This window comes from Sinomicrobium pectinilyticum (assembly GCF_003725735.1).
In the GTDB taxonomy this organism is placed as follows: Bacteria; Bacteroidota; Bacteroidia; order Flavobacteriales; family Flavobacteriaceae; genus Sinomicrobium; species Sinomicrobium pectinilyticum.
This window is the reverse complement of record NZ_RJTM01000093.1, coordinates 1-19,373: the sequence shown is the minus strand read 5'-3', so window position 1 is coordinate 19,373 and position 19,373 is coordinate 1. Positions and strand designations below refer to the sequence as shown.

Genomic DNA, 19,373 nt, shown 5'->3' with positions numbered 1-19,373 from the left:
ATTTTCCCACTTTTTTTATTTTATCACCCACTCATCAGTCGCTGTAATTAGATGATAATCGAACTCTTTGGAGGTTTTAAGGATTTCTAAAATTTCCCTTATTGGTGTATTTTTATCAAATACACCAGTGAATTTTGAATTTGCTACTTCATCATTTTTAAATACCAGCTTTACTTGATATTGTACATATAGGTCATTGGCAATTTCCCTAAATGACTGATTTTCAAATTCAATTTTTCCTTCTCTCCAGGCGATTCTCCCTTCTCTTTTAACCATATCCTGCTTAAAAAACTGTTTACTATTTCTATCAAAAATCACCTTTTCATCAGGTGCCAGTAAAACCCTTTCTTTCAAATATTTATCAGAAGTAATTGCAACTTTGCCTGTAAGTAATTTTGTTTCTACAATGGAGGTATTTGAATATGATTTGACATTGAAGCTTGTTCCCAGGGCTTCTATTTTCAAGCCATCGGAAGTGGTTACAGTGAATGGATGTGCTGTATCTTTGGCCACTTCAAAAAATGCTTCTCCTTCCAAACTTATGGTGCGAGGTGTGTTGCCCTTGTAGGTGAGCAGAGTGGAAGCGTTTAACCAGACTACTGAGCCATCGGGGAGTTTAAGCTGTTTGTTTTCTCCAAAAGAAGTTTCCTCTGAAATTAATTGACTAGTGCTCTCTGAAAACTGTTGGTAGGTATATGCGGCTGTAACAATTATAGCGATCATTGCAGCATATTTTAATAGCTTATAAACTTTGGATACTGTTTTTTGTTTAGTATTTCTTGGGTAACGTAGAAAGCGATTTTTCGCATCTTCAACAGATACAGGATATTCCTTGGTATTTAGATAGATTGCGGTGATTTGGGAAAACAACTCTTTGTCGTATTCTGAAGAGTCCTTCCATAATTCTACTTTCCGAATAGTGTCTGGATCAGCAGTTTTGGAAATGTATGCCCAAAGCTCTGCTTTTGAAATATGAGATTTATCCATCATTAAGGGGTTTACTGCTTTTACTACTTATATGACGTATACCAAGTAGCGACACCCTATTTTAAATTGGATTTTCTTTATAAATAATTCTTTAAACCTTTTCGGAAAGCTATTAGGGCCGTCGAAATATGAAGCTCTACGGTCTTTATGGAAATATTTTTTTTTATGGAAATCTCTTTATAAGTCAATCCTTCATTTCTGGATAGTTGAAAAATATCTCTTGTTTTTTGTTCAAGATTCTCATAGATAATATCAATTTGTTGTAACAAATCCCATTGTGTATTAATTTCTGAGAGCATATCTGAATATAAACTATATAAATTATTATGCTTTTCTCTAGTTTGATCTTTTCGAAAATGGTCAATTATCTTATTTTTGAGTGTTACAATTAAAAACGATTCGATAGCACGATGTGATTTATCTATTTTATGGTAATGTTCCCAAAGCTTTATAAATGTTTCTTGAACAAGTTCCTCAGAAGTAAAGATGTCATTTAATAGTTTATACGCATAGTTGTATAACCTTTGATAGTGCTTATCAAACAGAATGGAGAACTGCGCCTCTTGATCTAAACTGAATGTGGGTTTTTTATTCAAGTTTTTAGAGGTGAACGCTTAGACTCCTATTTAATATTTTGAATATATAACTTGTCTTCATTCACCATCCGATTTTGTCATAATTACTAGAAATTCTTAATTGTTTCATTCAACCGGGGTAAAATTAGACTTGCCTCCATTGAGATCAGAATGAAGTAGGTTTCAAATCCGCTTTCAGTACCTGTTTGTTGCAAGAGTGATTTTAATATTCTGAATATTAGATCGTTAAATTATATTGATTGTATAGTTTTCAAAGGTTCTAAATGCGCTTCTCGCACTTAGAATGCATATTCCGCTGAAAACGGAACACCTGTCCGTTTTCAGCGGAATATGCAACTTAGAAAGCCGCCAACTGTAGAATTTGTGGCTTTTTTTTCGTTTTTAGAGGTGTGAGGATTTGTCAGTTTAAGCTTAAAAACTCTGGTAATCCAAAAAAACCGTTGCAGATTGGGCAATACTATTTGAGGCTATCGATTCCAAATAGCCCTAATAAATACTGCCATAATATCAATATTTGGCAATTGTATTTAAGGAAATAATCCGGTTTTCATCAGAAAAGTGAAGGCTTCCTTAATTTCTAAGAGGTTTTCTGAAAGCGGATTTGGAACGTAATTCTTCTATGAAGAATAAGGAGAAAAGGTCATTTCTAAACTACTGAAGGTAAGCCTTTTTAAACTCACTAGGGGTAACCCCGTATATTTTTTTAAAGGTAGTGTTGAAAGAGGACTTGGATTTGAAACCAACTTCGTTGGCAATGCCCATAATAGAATAATTCTTGAACTTGTCATCCTTGAGACATTCTACAAATTCTTCAGCCCTGTACTTGTTCATGTAGTCCTGAAAATTGGATTTTAAGTACACATTCAAGACTTCAGATAAGTACTGTCTTGGAATACCCATCTTTTGAGCTACTTGGTTAACCGTTATATTGCTATTAGTAAAAAGCTTCTCTTTATCCATGAGCCTTAAAAACTCCCTTTTATATACCTCTGCTTTGGATTTACTAAGACTTGAAGTTTTATAAGCCTTGGTATCAGCCTTTGGTAGTATAGATTTTGGTGATACAACAAGCTTAAATAAAATTATGTAGAGAAGTATTGCTGATAATCCAATAATGCCATAGGTTTCCAGGAAGGGGAAATAATCATGGTTATTTGTTATAATAAATGAAATTTCGTCTATTAAGTTCAATAAAGCATAAGGCACTATAAAAAACAGCATCCATCTTTCCTTTTTGTTTTTGATGATATCATAGATGGTATAACCTAAATAAACCAATAGCGTTACGCCTGTCAGAACTTCTCCTGTTATTAACCATATGTTCTCCACTAAGCCGTTAACGTCTTCTACGATTTGAAGCGTAATAAAAAACAAATACGGAATAAAATAAAGAAGATCTCTAAATTGAAATTTATCTTGTTTAGAATTGTGATACTTTATAAGTAAAAAGAACAGTGTAATGATTAATGGAGATTGGAAAAAATACCAATTAGCATTAGAAAAAAACAGGTTAAAATCATCATCTCCGACAATGTTCAAAAGCAATGCAATAATTGACCCTAGAAGCAGTAAGAAATTTACCCGCTTGTAACTTTCTTGTTTAACGAGCAGAACACTTAAAAGAAACAAGCCCTGAATAAGGGCGATTATTTGAATTATTTGTAACATAAATAACGGAACACTTTCTCTAAAGTGGCTAAAATAATTCAAAGAGAAACTAAAATCGATTGAATTTTTTTTAAAAATCAAAATTTAACATTCCATCACAAGCCTAATCGCCAATCCATTTTCCTGAACTATTATACACATTTTTCAGATTCATTTTTGGATTAGATAACGAAAATTTTGACGAATGATTATTCTTGGCCTTCAATATTTTTTGCAACTTGAACTTTGTTTTTTCCATCTGCAAAAGCAATAAACTCATCTTGTCTTAGTTTGAAGAATATATTTACTCTTCGCTTTGAGACTTCCTTTTCTACTCTTGAACTTACCGTTTTTATCAGTTACGGCTGCCCGATTGGTATTCTCAACCTGGACAGTAGTAGTAATCACAGGTGACCACCGGCATCAATAATTTTCCCGGCAAGTTGTTGAGCTAATAAAGAATGAAAGCTTAGAAAAGACAGTGCAATAAAAATAAAACGTATCACCATATTTTTTTGGTGCAAATTGACGAATACTGGGGGTTATGAAGTTGACTGGATTACGGTAATAATGGCACAAATCACATTTTAACCCCGAACCCCGGACTCTGAACCCTGAACTCTGAACCCCTCAATTCCCCAACTTTTCATCCGCCTTGAGGGAGCAGGAAATAAAAAGGGCGATAATAAATACGTATTTTTATCCTATGGACCAGAAACTGTATTTCATCGCTATGGTTCCCTCATCGGATATCCGTGAGCGTGTCAGGGACCTGAAAGAAGAACTGAAGGAGAGGTTCGGAGTGAAGCACGCATTGAAATCTCCTGCGCATATTACACTACAGATGCCATTTCGCAGAGATCAGGCCGAAGAAACGGCCATATCGGAGGTCCTGGAAGAATTCGCCCGGGAACAATTATCTTTCCAGGTGGATTTGTCTGGATTTGACAGCTTTCCGCCAAGGGTTATTTTTGTAAAGGTGAATAACCATGAACCGATAAAGCAGCTTTGCGAAAGCTTACGGATTGTACTGTCGGACAGACTGAAATTTACGGAGAAGGAACTATCGCATAAATTCCATCCGCATATGACCATTGCCACACGCGACCTTTCCGAGGATCTGTATGACCGGATATGGCCCGAATATGAGTCGCGTGAACTTAAAGCTTCTTTTACTGCCTCGGGCATATGCCTGTTAAAGCACAATGGCAGGTTCTGGGATATCTATAAGGAATTTGGCTTTACTCAAAAGTAAGGTTGATAAATATGGCGCGGCTGTACATATTGTTAATATTTCCTGTCCAGGGGCTTGCCGGGTTGTCGTCAGGTTTCAGTTCATCACTAAGGGCGAAAACACCGCGAATGGAAGGGGAGAATTTAAAGTAATACAGGTAAAAATCAACCCCGAACCCTATTTCATAGTAATATGCCTGCTTTTTCATCCGGAACTTGCCCTCCCGGTTATCTTCCCTGCTGCTTTCATTGCTCCCCAGGTTCATGGAAGAGGAAAACCCACCGACGATATAAGGCTTGATGTTCCCCATACGTTTGGTACCCACTTTCAGGAGTAAAGGGACATGGATATACGTGGATTTTACCTCCCGGAGGCCGTCTGCTTCATTAAAAGTGCCGTCTGTGTTATAAAACCCGGGAAAATAAAGGTCCCTCTGGGTGTAGTACAATCCGGGTTCCAGGCGGAGGTTCATATAGTCATTTATACGAAGGTCTCCTATGAGCCCTACATTGAAACCTATGGTCTTGTTCACCTGTACGTCCCTGAGATCCTGCTGTGAGTCGTACCGGTTATAATCGAATTTAAAATCGTATTGATTAACACCCAGGAAATATCCCCAGTGGAGTGGTTGTTTATCGAAATTCTCCAGGTTTATGATCGGGTTTTCGTTAAACTGGGAAAAAGCACTATAGCTGCACAGGGTCAGCGCCAGGGCACAAAGTAGAGTCTTGTTCATACGGTTAAAGTTTCCGGGTTGCTATGGTATAACATGACTTTTTATTTAGATGCTACGTATATGGTAGCTACCCCAAGCGTTTGGGGATGGTGTTTTACCTTTATAAACCCGATTTTTGCCAAAATATTGTTCAGTTTTTCTCCATGAGGGAAAACCGAGGCAGATTCGGACAGGTAAGCATAGGCGGAGCGGTCCTTGGAAAAGATCTTCCCGATAAGCGGCAGAATGTGCCTGGTGTAGAGGTTATAGCCCTGTTTATAAGGAGTTTTTGTAGGGACGGAGGTTTCGAGGATCACAAAACAACCACCCGGCCTCAGCACCCTTAAAATTTCAGCAAGGCCTTTTTCCAGGGTTTCGAAATTCCTTACGCCAAAGGCTACGGTTACGGCATCAAATGAATTATCTTCAAACGGAAGGTTTTCGCTGTCGCCAAGAACCATTTCAATGGTGTCGTCAAGTTTTTTTTCCGCAACTTTTCGTTTCCCTACTTCCAGCATGCCCGAAGATATATCCAGGCCCACGATCTTCCCGGCCCCCGTCTGTGCAAGGTTAATGGCAAGGTCTCCCGTTCCTGTCGCTATATCCAGAACAGTTTCCGGCCGGATATCTTTAACGATCTGCACTACTTTTTTTCGCCATTTTATATCAATACCGAAAGAAATAACCCTGTTCAGTCCGTCATATTTCCCGGAAATAGTATCGAACATTTTAGTAACCTGCTCCTTTTTTCCCAGTTTGGAATCTTTATAGGGGGTAACATTTTCTGACATCAAAAAAAATTTTTGACAAAGATACGATTCAAAGTTAGAAGTACGAAGTTAGAAGTACGAAGTTGGAAGTGTGGCCCGGAGTTAGGATGGATATGAAGCAGAAGCGCAATTTTTCGCCTGAAATATCATATCGGGTTGCAGGCGGAAAATAAAAAAGCCACGAATCTAACGATTGATCCGTGGCTTTTTTATAAAAATGTCAGGTCCCGGGAGTTATACCAGGGCCTCTTTTATTCTCTTCAGTGCTTCTTTGAGTTCCTCTTCGGAAGCTGCGTAGGATATACGGATGCAGTTGGGGTTTCCGAAAGCTTCGCCCGTTACGGTGGCAACATTAGCTTCTTCCAGCAGGTAGAGGGAGAAGTCGGAAGCATTTTCTATCTTTTTTCCCTTCAAGGTTTTTCCGAAGAAGGCGGAAATGTTAGGGAAAACATAGAAGGCTCCTTCGGGTACGTTAACCTGGAATCCGTCAATCTCGCTGAGAAGTTGCAGTACAAGGTCCCTTCTCTTATGGAATTCATCGATCATGTACTGTATCTTGCTTACCGGTGCTTCCAGTGCGGTAATGGTGGCTCTCTGTGCTATACAGTTGGCACCGCTGGTTATCTGTCCCTGCATTTTGTTGCAGGCACGGGCAATCCACGAAGGTGCCCCGATATACCCGATACGCCACCCGGTCATGGCGAAAGCTTTGGATACACCGTTCACGGTAACCGTCCTGTCGTACATACCCTCTATGGCTGCCATGCTTATGTGGCCACCTGCAAAATTGATGTGCTCGTATATCTCATCAGATACCACATATATCTGCGGGTGCTTTCTCAGAACTTCCGCCAGTGCCTCCAGTTCTTCCCGGCTGTACACGGAACCACTAGGGTTACATGGAGAGCTGTACCACAACATTTTGGTTTTCGGTGTAATGGCGGCTTCCAGCTGTTCCGGGGTCATTTTAAAATCGTTCTCTATGGAAGTAGGAACTTCAACCGGAACACCTTCTGCGATCTTTACGATATCGGAATAACTCACCCAGTAAGGAGCAGGAAGTATAACTTCGTCGCCCGGGTCGATCATTACCAGTGCTATATTGGCCAGCGATTGTTTTGCCCCGGTAGAAACTACGATCTGGTCGGGTTTATACGTAAGATTATTATCGCGTTTGAATTTAGTAATAATCGCATCCTTCAGATCGGCATAGCCGTCCACCGGCGAATAACTGTTGTAGTTATCGTTAATGGCCTGTATTGCGGCTTCCTTTATAAAATCGGGAGTATTGAAGTCGGGTTCCCCCAGGCTCAGTCCGATGATATCCTTTCCTTCTGCTCTGAGTTCCCGGGCTTTAGCTGCCATGGCCAGTGTCGCGGAAGTAGACATGTTCAGGATCCTTTCAGATAGCTTTTGTTCCATAAGTTGTTGTTCCATCTGTTGTATGAGTTCTTAATTGTAAATATATGCGGGTTTTTCACCCAATGCTTTCAGGTGTTTAAAATGCGAAATTATAGCTTTTCTGGTAGATTCGTACTCATAATAAGGCAAATTAAATTCCCTGGCAGTCTGTTTAACAATTTTGGCAATATTTGTGTAATGTATATGGCTGATACTGGGAAAAATATGATGTTCGACCTGGTGGTTGAGCCCCCCGGTAAACCAGTTGACGATCTTGTTCTTCGTAGAGAAGTTTGCGGTAGTAAACAACTGGTGAATGGCCCAGGTGTTTTTCATGGTACCCGTTTCGTCCGGCATCAGGGTCTCCGTATCTTCGACAATATGGGCCAGTTGAAATACGATACTCAAAATAAGTCCGGCTGTGTAATGCATGGTAAAAAAGCCGAGGAGGATCTTCCACCAGGCAATATCCAGTACAAGCATGGGGAGTACGATCCACAACGAAATGTAAATGAGTTTGCTGATAATGAGCGCACTCCACTGTTTTACAGGGCTCTGGAGCTTTCCGTAAGACAGTTTCCGTTTTAAATACCGCCGCATTTGCCGTACATCGGTGGTTATTGCCCAGTTGATGGTAAGCAGTCCGTACAGAAATATGGAATAATAGTGCTGGAACCTGTGAAACCTGCGCCATTTGGCATGTTCGGAAAACCGGATGATCCTGCCGGCATCCAGGTCCTCATCATGCCCGTGAATATTTGTATAGGTATGGTGCAGCACATTATGCTGTACCCTCCAGTTGTACACATTGCCTGCCAGGATATAGATGCTGGCCCCCATAAGGTTGTTTATCCAGGGCTTGGACGAGTAAGAACCGTGGTTGCCATCGTGCATTACATTCATTCCTACTCCTGCCATTCCAATACCTATAATCACGGTTAGTAATAACTGCAACCATTGGTTGATGTCGAGGGTAAGGATAAGGAAATAGGGAGTGAGAAAGATGGAGAACATAATAATGGTCTTCAGGTAAAGCTTCCAGTTTCCCGTTCTTTTTATGTTGTTTTCTTTAAAATAGGTATTAACCCGTTTGTTCAGTGTCCTGAAAAAATTCTGGGTATCCTTTCTTGAAAATCTAAGCGTCTCGTTTTCCATTAAAATAATCTGTGCTTAATAGTGTTCTTCGGAGCTGCCTTCTGAGAATGTTTATCATTTTCATTTTTTGATGGTGTTATCCTACATTTCATTGAAGGTATTCTCCTCTTTTAAGAATTGTCCTGACCATTCATCCCGGTTAAAAACAATCCGTTACAAAGTTTCAAAAATAACCAATTCGTCAGAGATGATGCAAATGTGTAGGCTATAAATTTTAGTTTTGCTTATTTTTGCGCAAAATACAATCCATGTCTTTCGAACTCATCCTTAAATATTTTCCCGCCCTTTCGGAAGAACAGGCGGACCGGTTTAAACAGCTGGGACCGTTATACAGCGAGTGGAATGCCAGAATAAATGTGATCTCCAGGAAGGATATCGGAGCGTTATACACCCGGCATGTATTGCATTCCCTGGGGATTGCCAGGATACAACCCTTCAATCCGGGGAGCAGGATACTGGATGTGGGTACGGGAGGAGGTTTTCCCGGTATACCGCTGGCCATACTCTTTCCGGAAACCGAATTTTACATGGTGGATGCAATCGGCAAAAAAATAAAAGTGGTACAGGCTGTTGCGGAAGCTTTGGAACTGGATAATGTAACGGCCGGGCACACCCGCGCGGAAAAGGTCAAGGAGCAGTTTGATTTTGTGGTAAGCCGTGCGGTGACCAATATGCCCGATTTCGTCAAATGGGTGAACAATAAAACTTCCCGCGAACACCGGCACGATCTTAAAAACGGCATTTTATACCTGAAGGGCGGTGATCTCAGTGAAGAATTAAAACCATTCCCGAAAGCGACGGAATACCGGCTTTCTGACTACTTCAGGGAAGATTTTTTCGACACAAAAAAGGTGGTCCATTTACCTTTGTAGACAGGGAGTGATCTGCAAACGGATTTTTCAATATCTCATGGTAGTCAGATTCCCAGCTTTTTCCGAATGCCCCGCCACCGGTGATTACGGATAAATTTTCCTTCTTCTTCCGTGACCAGGAAAGGTTTTTTTTGCCTTTTACCTTTCAAGTATCCCTGCAGGTTATGTTTCAAAACAGTTATGTTTTTCTGCCGCCATGCCGTTTTGGCCGATGCTATAAAAGTTATAAGAAAGCCATAGCGCATGGTATACATGGCCTGGCCCTGTAAGAGCCTGGCTTTTTTGGTATAAGAACCCCCGGTAGGACGGAGATGCCTTATTTTCAGGTTTGGGATGGTGTGTATTTTAAAACCGTGAAACCGGGCAAGAAGGGTATCGACAGTGTCCCATCCGATAGCCGGTTTTAACCCGCCTATTTTCTCAAAACAGGTTCTGGAATACGCTTTTACCGGGCCGCGAACGTGATTTTTGTCGGCAATGGCTTCATAGACCCACCTGTTGTCCTGCGCGATGTAAATTAGACCGCCGGCGATGCCTACGGAATTATCTTTCCGGAATACATCGGCGATGGTGGCAAAATAATCGGGGGGAAGTATAACGTCAGCATCCATTTTTACGATAAAGTCATAATTGTTGTCTAGGGTTTCCAGGCCTTTATAAAAGGCGCGTACCACTTTACCTCCCGGCAGATGCTCCGGCAATGCAGCGGTATTTGTTATCATCTTCGCCCAGGAATGCTTTGCGGTAAATTCGGAGACGATAACAGGAGTGTCGTCTGAGGAATTATCATTGACGACAATAAGCTTCTTGGGTAAAAGTGTCTGTCCCGCTATTGACCGGAGGGTGCGGTATATAAACTGAGCTTCGTTATGGGCAGGTATGACGATATAATAGTTCATTATTTATTCTCACATGACCTTCATACAACAGAACGAGCAGAAGAAATGTTGTTTGTTTTAAAAAGCTAAGGAGAGTATACTAATCACTATCTCTTCCGTTCCGCATAAACCGCATAATATCTTGGCGTGAAATAGCGCAATAAAGGGCGAAGGCCTATTTTTTTCACAGGATTGGTCCATTTTTTCCTAGCTTTTATTTCCCACCCGGCTTTTTCCAGGAGCCAGTCGAACTGCCAGTCTTCAAATTCGTGGTAATGCCTGTCCCACATATCTGTTTTGCTTCGGTAAGCGGGGGCAAACCATAACCGGAGCGGAACGGAGGCCACAAGTTTATCCGTTTTTATGGCTTTTATTACGTTATACGGTGCAACGAGATGCTCAAAAATCTCGAAGGCGGTAACTACATCATATCCTTCTCCGGTTACGGCCCTGACATCCGTGTCCAGGTCTTCCCCTTGGGTATTGGTCACCCTGAAACCCTCTTTTTCCATGACTTGTGAAAAAGGATTGGGAGTGCCGAGGTCCAGTATCCTGGCATTGGCAGGAACGTGTTCCCTGAGGAAATCCAATGTTATGTTGTACCTTTTCTGTGGAAAGTTGTTTTCGTACATATTCAGCATTTATACACGACGGCATTGATATTCATACCGGCGCCGACGCTTGCAAATATAACAACATCTCCTTTATGTATGGACTGCCGTTCGATCTCTCCTTTTTTTACCATATCCAGTAAGGTAGGAATAGTGGCTACGGAACTGTTTCCCATCTTCTGGATATTCATGGGCATGATGTCTTCGGGAACAGGTTTTTTGTAGAGCCGGAAGAAACGCTTTACAATGGCCTGGTCCATTTTTTCATTGGCCTGATGGATAAATATTTTTTTAACGTCATCTATGGATACCCCGCTTTTGTCCAGGCAGTCTTTCATAGCCTGGGGGACATGGACACAGGCAAATTCATATATCTTTCTCCCGTGCATTTTTATGTAGCGGGTGTTCGGGCAGAGACTTTTGTTAAAAGAGCTGCCGAAATACAGGTAATAGGCCTCGTCATGAGTGTAGCTGGCGGACTCAAAGGCCAGCATACCTTCGTCTTTTTCTGAAGTTTCGATGACCGTGGCCCCGGCGCCATCGGAGAATATCATGGAATCCCTGTCGTGTTTATCAATAACCCTGGACAAGGTCTCTGCCCCGATAACCAGGCATTTTTTGGCCATACCTGCTTTGATGAAAGCTTGTGCCTGTATAAGCCCCTCTACCCAACCCGGACAACCGAAAAGAAGGTCATAGGCAACGCATTTCGGGTTTTTGATCTGAAGCGAGTGTTTTACCCTGGAGGCAAGGCAGGGAACCGTATCGCCCTGGATAGAACCGTACTTTACATCACCGAAATTATGGGCAACAATAATATAATCCAGTGTTTCCGGGTCGATGCCGGAATCCTCAATAGCTTTCTCCGCTGCAAAAAAGGCGAGGTCTGAGGTATTGAGATGTTCTTTGGCATAACGCCTTTCCGCAATACCGGTTATAGCTTTGAACTTATCTATAATAACCTCATTGGGAGGATCGAGCCTTACACCATTGGCATCTAGGAATTCGCGTTCGGAAAAACCGGAATTCAGTTCTACTTCGGAGGGAATATAGCATCCCGTACCGGTGATTTTGATATTCATTATACGAACGATTTTTTCTAAAGGTAGGAAATTGCTTTTATTTTTGTTATGCGCGCATAGGAAAAAATACGATGTCCAACAGTAACAATAATTCAGAGAAAACTGTCAGGCACAGGTGAAAAATAAAAAAGGCTTTCGGGAAAATTTTCCCGAAAGCCTTGTAAATCATATATTTTATAAGTTCTATTCTGCGTCTGCATATGCTTCCATCGGGGCACAGGTACACATCAGATTACGATCGCCATAGGCATCATCTACCCGTCTGACGGAAGGCCAGAACTTGTTTTCAGCGATGTAATCGAGCGGATAAGCTGCCTCCTTTCTGGTGTATGGCAGGTGCCAATCGTCTGCTGTGAGCATCTCCAGGGTATGGGGGGCATTTTTCAGTACATTGTTTACATCCCCGGCCGTGGCTTTATCTATTTCCGTACGGATGGAGATCATGGCATCACAAAAACGGTCGAGTTCCTCCAGGTTTTCACTTTCGGTAGGTTCGATCATTAATGTGCCTGCTACCGGGAACGACACGGTAGGCGAGTGGAACCCGTAATCTATCAGACGTTTGGCTATATCGGTTACTTCAATACCGTTTTTCTTGAAAGGCCTGCAATCCACGATCATCTCATGGGCCGCCCTGCCTTTTTCCCCGGTGTAGAGCACATCAAAGTGCCCGCTAAGCCGGTTCTTTATATAGTTTGCATTGAGGAGGGCATGTCTGGTAGCATTGGTCAGGCCGTTAACGCCAAGCATTTTAATGTAGCCATAGGAGATCAGGCATACGAGGGCGCTTCCCCAGGGCGCTGCGGAAATCGCGGTAATGGCATTGTCGCCTCCTGTTTTTATTACCGGACTGGACGGTAAGAATTTCACAAGATGTTCTGCCACACATATAGGGCCTACTCCGGGGCCGCCACCGCCATGGGGAATGGCAAAGGTCTTATGGAGGTTCAGGTGACATACGTCTGCTCCGATGGTGGCCGGATTGGTAAGGCCTACCTGGGCGTTCATATTGGCGCCGTCCATATATACCTGTCCGCCATTGTCGTGGATGATCCTGGTGATTTCCTTAATGGAGGATTCGAATACCCCATGTGTAGAAGGATAGGTTACCATAAGGGCAGCCAGGTTATCTTTATGTTTCTCTGCTTTTTCACGCAGATCGTCAACATCAATATTTCCTTTTTCGTCGGTTTTGGTCACTACCACCTTCATCCCCGCCATTACCGCCGAAGCGGGATTGGTACCGTGGGCAGAGGCCGGAATGAGGCATATGTTCCTGTTCGTCTCCCCGTTGGCTTCGTGATAGGCACGGATAACCATGAGTCCGGCGAACTCTCCCTGGGCCCCGGAATTCGGTTGCAGGGATGTTCCGGCAAAGCCGGTAATAATATTGAGTTGCTGTTCGAGTTCGCGAAGTACTTCCTGGTAACCTTCTACCTGCTCTACGGGAACAAACGGGTGAATGTTAGCCCATTGCGCCATACTTACCGGCAACATCTCGGAAGCTGCATTCAGTTTCATGGTACAGGAACCCAGAGAGATCATGGAGTGGTTAAGGGAAAGATCCTTTCGCTCCAGTTTCCTCAGGTAACGCATCAATGCGGTTTCGGAATGATAGGCATTAAACACTTCGTTTTCGAGGAAAGCGGAAGTCCTTTGCAGCGCTTCGGGGATCACTGTCGTTTCTTCTAGAGCATCGAGAAGAATAGTCTCTTTTCCGGCGGCTTCCGCAAAAACAGCAATGATATCGTTAAGGTCGTCTGTGGAGGTAGCTTCATTTATAGCTACGGAGACGGTATTGTCATCTATGTAGAGGAAATTGATCTCCCGGCTTTCGGCTACTTCACGGAGCCTGGAGGCATCTGCTTTAATCACAAGGGTATCGAAATACGAAGCGTTGGTCTGTTCGTAACCGAGCTGCTCCAGTATGCCAGAAAGTGTAATAGTGGAACGGTGTACTTTATTGCCAATATATTTCAGGCCTTCCGGTCCGTGGTAAACGGCGTACATTCCGGCCATGACGGCCAGGAGTACCTGTGCGGTACAGATGTTGGAAGTAGCCTTGTCCCTTTTTATGTGTTGTTCCCGGGTTTGTAGCGCCATTCGCAGTGCACGATTGCCGTTAACGTCTTTCGTAACGCCGATAATCCTTCCGGGGACGTTTCTTTTGTATTCTTCTTTTGTGGCAAAATAGGCTGCGTGGGGACCTCCGTATCCCATCGGTATCCCGAAACGCTGGGTGGTCCCTACCACTACATCCGCTCCGAACTCACCGGGAGGGGTAAGCAGTACGAGACTCAGGATATCGGCAGCCACGGCTACTTTAATGCTATTTTCTTTAGCCCTCGTAACAAATTCCCCGTAATCGTAAACCTCTCCGTATTTTCCGGGATATTGAAGAATTGCACCGAAAAAATCCGTAGTAAAACCAAAAGACCTGTGGTCTCCGGTTACAAGTTCCACGCCAAGGGGAGTTGCCCTGGTTTTCAGGATAGAAAGAGTCTGTGGCAATATTTCTTCCGACACGAAAAATTTAACAACGTCATCTTTTTTCTGATCTCTGGAACGGAGTTCGAAGAGCATGGCCATTGCTTCGGCGGCGGCGGTACCTTCGTCCAGAAGAGAGGCATTGGCAAGCGGCATGCCGGTAAGATCACAGACCATGGTCTGGAAATTCAGTAATGCTTCCAGCCTTCCCTGTGCGATTTCTGCCTGATAGGGAGTATAAGCCGTGTACCAGCCCGGGCTTTCCAGCACGTTTCTCTTAATAACGGAGGGGGTAAAGGTTTCATGATATCCCAGCCCTATATATGATTTGAACATTTTATTTTTGGCAGCGAGTTTCTGGATGTGGTAAAGAAACTCGTTTTCACTGAGGGCCCGGGGAAGATCCAGGCTTTCTTTTAATCGGATGTCATCCGGAATGGTTTCATAGATCAGTTGATCCAGGCTTTCCACTCCTATGACACCCAGCATTTTATTAAGGTCGCCCTCTCGCGGGCCAATGTGGCGTACTGCAAAAGAATCTGTTCTCATTCTCTAAAATTAAGTGTATGTGTAAATTAGTCGTGTTTGCGGCGCAAAAGTACATATTATATTTGTTAAAAATAACCTTTTATATGTTCTTGTACACAAAGTTTTTAACGGCCGGATCGAGGAATATTTTGAGCGTGTTGTAAGGAAATAAAGCGTATTCTTTATTTTTGTCTGATGAACGTTTTAACAAAGGTATTTAACTTCTATCTTGAGGCAAGTATACATGTTGCCCTGGCAGTTTATTCACTGACGGTTATTACCTTGCTGAACTTTGATGTTCCGTATGATGAGGATGTTTGCTATGCTGTTTTTTACGGAACGATCGTAGGGTATAATTTTATAAAGTACGGCAGTGAGGCCAGGCATTTTTACATTGTAAAAACACAATATGTAAAGAGTATACAGTATTTCAGTTTTATCTGTTTTGCTTTATGCGGATATTATCTGTTTCAACTGAGCCCTTATGCCCTCCTGCTACTCGGGGTCCTTATGGTGCTTTCCTTTTTTTATGCGGTACCTTTTTATACGTCTTTCCGCAATATCCGCAATTCCCCGGGGATAAAGATCTTTATTGTGGCCCTGGTGTGGAGCAGTACAACGGTTTTGCTGCCCCTGATAAATAATTCCGGGATAATATCCGCAAGAGACGGATTGGTGTGGGATGTTGCCCTGGAATGGCTGCAACGCTTTCTGTTTGTGGTAGTGCTGACCATCCCTTTTGAAATCCGGGATATGGCGGTGGATGACCTTTCTCTTGGGACTATACCACAAAAAATAGGTATCCGTAATGCCAAATTGCTCGGTATATCACTGTTGCTGCTGGTTTTGGTGCTGGAATTGTTAAAGCGGAATACATTGTGGCCGGACGGGTTGTCTTTGCTGGTCATAGCTACACTGGTGGGTATAGCCCTTCTTTACTCGGGAGTAAAGCAGAATAAATATTACAGTAGTTTCTGGGTGGAGGGCATACCGGTTTTATGGGGCGCATTGTTACTGTTCTTGAAAGGAATATGAATAATTCATTAATTTTATCTCGAATTAAATTTTGTAGGTCATGAAGTATTTTCTGGTAATTTTTTGTTGCCTTTCGGGGATGTTTGCCCAGGGGCAGGTCAAGGATGTGGATATCACAAAAATGGATGAAAAAGAATTGGCAGGGAAGTTCCTGGTGGATGTACGCACTCCGGAAGAGTACGGAGAGGGGCATATTCAGGGAGCGTTAAACCTGGATTATTCCAATCCGGATTTTATCGGGCAATGGGAAGGGATCGATAAGGAAACCCCGGTTTATCTCTATTGCAGGACGGGAAAGCGAAGTGCCAAGGCTTCAAAGACATTAGATTCGCTTGGATTTAAAGAGGTCTATAACCTCAAAGGAGGGTACCAGGCCTTGGAAAAAGCAAGGAAAAAATAAAAAAGAAGGTGTCTAAAAAGGCTTCAATTTCTTCTATTAAAACCACAAAGAAATAAAAAGGTTAGACACCTTGTAATAAAGTACCTGTTCCTTTGTGAACTTTGCGTATTTTTTGCTGACTTTGTGGTTAAAAATCTTTTCAGACACCTTACTTCTTTTATTCGGTTTTTAAGGAAACTTCTTCCAGTAAACCGGCCCTGCGAAGCAGTGCATCAGGTTTGGGTTCCTGTCCCCTGAAGCGTTTATAGAGGATCATCGGGTTTTCCGTTCCGCCTCTGGAAAGTACATTGTCTTTGAATTTGTTTGCAACTTCTTTATTAAAAATCCCTTTTTCTTTGAATAATTCAAAGGTGTCGGCATCGAGCACTTCTGCCCATTTATAGCTGTAATACCCGGATGAATATCCACCCTGGAATATATGAGAAAATGCCGTGCTCATACAGGTTTCGGGAGTTTCGGGATAGAGGTTGGTGGCGGCAAAAGCCTTTGCTTCGTAGGCTTTTACATCGGTTACCGGGGTTGGGTCCGTACCGTGCCAACTCATGTCCAGGAGACCGAAACTGAGTTGCCTCATGGTCTGTATGCCTTCCATAAAGTTCGAAGAGTCTTTGATCTTTTTGATATACTCAATAGGAAGGTTTTCCCCGGTTTCGTAATGCCTGGCAAAAAGTTGTAAGGCCTCTTCTTCGTAACACCAGTTCTCCAGAACCTGGCTGGGAAGTTCCACAAAATCCCAGTATACGCTGGTCCCGCTCAAAGACGGATATGTGGTATTTGCCAGCATGCCGTGCAGGGCATGGCCGAATTCATGGAAAAGGGTCGTAACCTCGTTAAAAGCGAGTAGCGAAGGTTTCGTTTTTGTAGGCTTGGTGAAATTGCATACGATGGATATGTGCGGACGATCGTTCGTTCCGTTTTTAATGCATTGCGATTTATAGGAAGTCATCCATGCACCGTTTCGTTTTCCCGGCCTGGGGAAAAAGTCGGCATATAAAAGGGAAATGAATTTGTCATTGTTGTCGGTTACCCTGTACGTTTTGACATCCTCATGATATTTATCTACGTCATGAACCTCTTCGAAGTTGAGGTCGTATAGCTTGTTGGCCACGGTAAATACACCGTGAATCACGTTTTCCAGTTTAAAATACGGCTTCAGCTTTTCGTCATCGAGATCAAATAATTTTTGTTTGAGCTTCTCCGTATAATAAGCGCCGTCCCATTTCTGCAATTGCTCAATACCGTCCTGCTCGCGGGCGAATGCCTGTAATTGTCCGAACTCCTTTTGCGCGGCGGGTTTTGCCTTTTCCAGGAGCTCATTAAGGAAATCATTTACCTTCTCGGGCGTCTCGGCCATACGTTCCTCCAGAACATAATGGGCGTGCGTTTTGTACCCGAGCAGATTGGCGCGTTCAAACCGAAGGCGTGCGATTTTAAGGATAATTTCCCGGTTGTCCAGTTCGTCACCGTGAAATCCCTTACTACCAGAAGCGAGGAACATTTTTTTGCGAAGTTCCCGGTTGTCCGCGTAGGTCATGAAGGGTATGAAACTGGGATAGTTAAGATTAAATATCCATCCCTCTTTACCCTTGCTTTCCGCAAGATTTCCGGCAGCTTCCAGAGCTCCTTCGGGAATCCCGGAGATATCCTTTTCTTCAGTTAGATGAAGTTCGAACGTGTTGGTTTCCGCGAGGACATTTTCTCCGAACTTCAGGCTGAGCGAAGAGAGTTCCTTGTCGATGTCCCTAAGTTGCTTTTTTTTAGCTTCGGAAAGCCCTGCACCATTCCGGGCAAAACTTTTATACCGTTTTTCAAGCAATGTTTGTTGTTCTGTATTCAGTTCCAGGTTCTCTCTTTGGAGATAGACGGCTTCAATGCGCTTAAAAAGCTCCTGGTTGAGCCGGATGTCATTGCCGAATTCTGCCAGTAGGGGGGAGATTTTTTGTGCCAGTTTTTGTATTTCATCATTGGTCTCGGCACTATTGAGGTTGAAGAACATACTGGTGATCCTGTCCAGATATTCCCCGGAATACTCCATGGCCTCTATGGTGTTTTTAAAATCCGGGATATCAGGATTTGAAGTGATTTCATCTATTTCCCGTTTGGCATTCTCTATTTCCCTTTCTATCAAGGGGAGATAATCTGCCGGTTGTATTTTACCGAATGGTGCGAAACCATATGCGTTATCAAATAATTCTTTGGTGTTGTACATGGATATCTTTTTTTCTGTTTACGAATATAGGATATCCACAGGAGAAGAAAAAGTTTAGCATGCGTCCGGAGAGGATATGTTGGGGATAAAAAAAAAGAAGCTGCCTTTTTACAGACAGCTTCTTGGAATTACTGTGCTTATTAAATTAACATTTACATGTTAAACTACCCCAAAAATAAACAACAGTAAAAATCTAAACCAACCATGAATCTTAAAACAACTAACTAATCCGAAACTTTATATAACCTAAAGTATAATCTGTTTTATTGGTCATCCTGACCAGTGTCAGAGAATCACGGTTCAAATATCCGACAAGTTTGGTTTTTCGGGATTTTAAAAATTATCTCATTTAAAGAAATCGATAAAGTGTATGATTTTATCGATAAAGTGTAAAAATGTGCTCGTTATTATTATATGATTGTGCTTTTATGTGTTGTGTGGTGGCCCGGATTTAGATCGGGAAGGTTATAGAAGCAAGTTCAATAACGATTGTTTAATCCTCTGCCGGCGTTCGTTTGAGCCCCGTGCCCTCGATGCGCGCAATGGCAAAGGAGTAATCATGAACGCGCTACTAAAGCTATTCATACTATGAGCCGGTTTAGGTATCTTCCTGGTTCGGACTTTATAGGGCAAGCCGAAAAGGTTGATCGCTGTAGCGATCCCGGTCTTTATCGTCCTCACTCTGGTGATCCGGAAGCATTCCGGGTGGCAGAAACCGCTGAGATTTTTATTCCGGGGCAAGCCCAGATAGGGCCATTTAAGGGAA

17 protein-coding genes are annotated in these 19,373 nt (G+C 42.7%); 5 read left to right on the top strand and 12 right to left on the bottom strand.

Annotation, left to right across the window (positions count from 1 at the left end):
• Positions 1-15: 15 nt before the first annotated feature.
• From ED312_RS13075 to ED312_RS13065, 3 genes are all read right to left on the bottom strand, one after another.
• On the bottom strand, positions 16-990 hold the full coding sequence (locus ED312_RS13075; protein ID WP_123216461.1) for a FecR family protein: 975 nt from the start codon (positions 988-990) through the stop codon (positions 16-18).
• Between the two features lie 74 nt (positions 991-1,064).
• Complete coding sequence (locus ED312_RS13070) at positions 1,065-1,583, bottom strand: sigma-70 family RNA polymerase sigma factor (RefSeq protein ID WP_123216460.1); 519 nt, start codon at positions 1,581-1,583, stop codon at positions 1,065-1,067.
• Positions 1,584-2,234: 651 nt separating this feature from the next.
• Positions 2,235-3,332 (bottom strand): helix-turn-helix domain-containing protein, encoded by a 1,098-nt coding sequence (locus ED312_RS13065; protein ID WP_148044286.1) that lies wholly within the window; start codon positions 3,330-3,332, stop codon positions 2,235-2,237.
• Positions 3,333-3,521: 189 nt separating this feature from the next.
• Between ED312_RS13065 and ED312_RS24375 the strand changes: the two genes are divergently transcribed.
• Positions 3,522-3,644, top strand: coding sequence for a hypothetical protein (locus ED312_RS24375; protein ID WP_262707135.1), 123 nt, complete (start codon positions 3,522-3,524; stop codon positions 3,642-3,644).
• Positions 3,645-3,936: 292 nt separating this feature from the next.
• Entirely contained in the window at positions 3,937-4,485 is a 549-nt protein-coding gene (locus ED312_RS13060) for a 2'-5' RNA ligase family protein (RefSeq protein ID WP_123216458.1), read from the top strand.
• Here the strand turns inward: ED312_RS13060 and porT are convergent.
• From porT to ED312_RS13040, 4 genes are all read right to left on the bottom strand, one after another.
• The gene (porT, locus tag ED312_RS13055) at positions 4,472-5,200 is read right to left on the bottom strand and encodes a type IX secretion/gliding motility protein PorT/SprT (RefSeq protein ID WP_123216457.1); all 729 of its coding nucleotides are present in this window, start codon (positions 5,198-5,200) and stop codon (positions 4,472-4,474) included. The genes ED312_RS13060 and porT overlap by 14 nt on opposite strands.
• Positions 5,201-5,241: 41 nt before the next feature.
• Complete coding sequence (gene ubiE, locus ED312_RS13050; RefSeq protein WP_123216456.1) at positions 5,242-5,970, bottom strand: bifunctional demethylmenaquinone methyltransferase/2-methoxy-6-polyprenyl-1,4-benzoquinol methylase UbiE; 729 nt, start codon at positions 5,968-5,970, stop codon at positions 5,242-5,244.
• 213 nt (positions 5,971-6,183) lie between these two features.
• Complete coding sequence (locus ED312_RS13045) at positions 6,184-7,371, bottom strand: pyridoxal phosphate-dependent aminotransferase (RefSeq protein WP_123216512.1); 1,188 nt, start codon at positions 7,369-7,371, stop codon at positions 6,184-6,186.
• 30 nt (positions 7,372-7,401) lie between these two features.
• A complete protein-coding gene (locus ED312_RS13040) occupies positions 7,402-8,505 on the bottom strand; it encodes a fatty acid desaturase family protein (RefSeq protein ID WP_123216455.1) in 1,104 nt (367 codons plus the stop codon).
• Positions 8,506-8,753: 248 nt separating this feature from the next.
• Here ED312_RS13040 and rsmG point away from each other — a divergent pair, with 248 nt between their 5' ends.
• Positions 8,754-9,377, top strand: coding sequence for a 16S rRNA (guanine(527)-N(7))-methyltransferase RsmG (gene rsmG, locus ED312_RS13035; protein WP_123216454.1), 624 nt, complete (start codon positions 8,754-8,756; stop codon positions 9,375-9,377).
• Between the two features lie 44 nt (positions 9,378-9,421).
• On the opposite strand, the gene ED312_RS13030 is transcribed toward rsmG, so the two are convergent.
• The 4 genes from ED312_RS13030 to gcvP form a co-directional block, all read right to left on the bottom strand.
• Positions 9,422-10,276, bottom strand: coding sequence for a glycosyltransferase (locus ED312_RS13030; RefSeq protein ID WP_123216453.1), 855 nt, complete (start codon positions 10,274-10,276; stop codon positions 9,422-9,424).
• 86 nt (positions 10,277-10,362) lie between these two features.
• Positions 10,363-10,887: a class I SAM-dependent methyltransferase gene (locus tag ED312_RS13025; RefSeq protein WP_123216511.1), complete on the bottom strand. Its 525-nt coding sequence runs from the start codon at positions 10,885-10,887 to the stop codon at positions 10,363-10,365.
• A gap of 2 nt (positions 10,888-10,889) precedes the next feature.
• Positions 10,890-11,948, bottom strand: a complete 1,059-nt coding sequence (locus ED312_RS13020; RefSeq protein WP_123216452.1) for a 3-oxoacyl-ACP synthase III family protein — start codon at positions 11,946-11,948, stop codon at positions 10,890-10,892.
• A 183-nt stretch (positions 11,949-12,131) separates the two neighbouring features.
• The gene (gene gcvP, locus ED312_RS13015) at positions 12,132-14,984 is read right to left on the bottom strand and encodes an aminomethyl-transferring glycine dehydrogenase (protein ID WP_123216451.1); all 2,853 of its coding nucleotides are present in this window, start codon (positions 14,982-14,984) and stop codon (positions 12,132-12,134) included.
• A gap of 174 nt (positions 14,985-15,158) precedes the next feature.
• On the opposite strand from gcvP, the gene ED312_RS13010 reads away from it, so the two are divergent.
• Positions 15,159-15,998: a UbiA prenyltransferase family protein gene (locus tag ED312_RS13010; protein ID WP_123216450.1), complete on the top strand. Its 840-nt coding sequence runs from the start codon at positions 15,159-15,161 to the stop codon at positions 15,996-15,998.
• Positions 15,999-16,038: 40 nt separating this feature from the next.
• Positions 16,039-16,398 carry a rhodanese-like domain-containing protein gene (locus tag ED312_RS13005; RefSeq protein WP_123216449.1) on the top strand — a complete coding sequence of 120 codons (360 nt, stop codon included), beginning with the start codon at positions 16,039-16,041 and terminating at the stop codon, positions 16,396-16,398.
• Between the two features lie 157 nt (positions 16,399-16,555).
• Here the strand turns inward: ED312_RS13005 and ED312_RS13000 are convergent, their stop codons facing one another.
• Positions 16,556-18,607, bottom strand: a complete 2,052-nt coding sequence (locus tag ED312_RS13000) for a M3 family metallopeptidase (protein ID WP_123216448.1) — start codon at positions 18,605-18,607, stop codon at positions 16,556-16,558.
• Between the last annotated feature and the right edge of the window lie 766 nt (positions 18,608-19,373).

Bases quoted from the DNA above. Each gene is read 5' to 3' on its own strand.
- ED312_RS13075 (WP_123216461.1), bottom strand. From the start codon at position 990: ATGATGGATAAATCTCATATTTCAAAAGCAGAGCTTTGGGCATACATT.
- ED312_RS13060 (WP_123216458.1), top strand. From the start codon at position 3,937: ATGGACCAGAAACTGTATTTCATCGCTATGGTTCCCTCATCGGATATC.
- porT (WP_123216457.1), bottom strand. From the start codon at position 5,200: ATGAACAAGACTCTACTTTGTGCCCTGGCGCTGACCCTGTGCAGCTAT.
- ubiE (WP_123216456.1), bottom strand. From the start codon at position 5,970: ATGTCAGAAAATGTTACCCCCTATAAAGATTCCAAACTGGGAAAAAAG.
- ED312_RS13045 (WP_123216512.1), bottom strand. From the start codon at position 7,371: ATGGAACAAAAGCTATCTGAAAGGATCCTGAACATGTCTACTTCCGCG.
- ED312_RS13040 (WP_123216455.1), bottom strand. From the start codon at position 8,505: ATGGAAAACGAGACGCTTAGATTTTCAAGAAAGGATACCCAGAATTTT.
- rsmG (WP_123216454.1), top strand. From the start codon at position 8,754: ATGTCTTTCGAACTCATCCTTAAATATTTTCCCGCCCTTTCGGAAGAA.
- ED312_RS13030 (WP_123216453.1), bottom strand. From the start codon at position 10,276: ATGAACTATTATATCGTCATACCTGCCCATAACGAAGCTCAGTTTATA.
- ED312_RS13025 (WP_123216511.1), bottom strand. From the start codon at position 10,887: ATGTACGAAAACAACTTTCCACAGAAAAGGTACAACATAACATTGGAT.
- ED312_RS13020 (WP_123216452.1), bottom strand. From the start codon at position 11,948: ATGAATATCAAAATCACCGGTACGGGATGCTATATTCCCTCCGAAGTA.
- gcvP (WP_123216451.1), bottom strand. From the start codon at position 14,984: ATGAGAACAGATTCTTTTGCAGTACGCCACATTGGCCCGCGAGAGGGC.
- ED312_RS13010 (WP_123216450.1), top strand. From the start codon at position 15,159: ATGAACGTTTTAACAAAGGTATTTAACTTCTATCTTGAGGCAAGTATA.
- ED312_RS13005 (WP_123216449.1), top strand. From the start codon at position 16,039: ATGAAGTATTTTCTGGTAATTTTTTGTTGCCTTTCGGGGATGTTTGCC.
- ED312_RS13000 (WP_123216448.1), bottom strand. From the start codon at position 18,607: ATGTACAACACCAAAGAATTATTTGATAACGCATATGGTTTCGCACCA.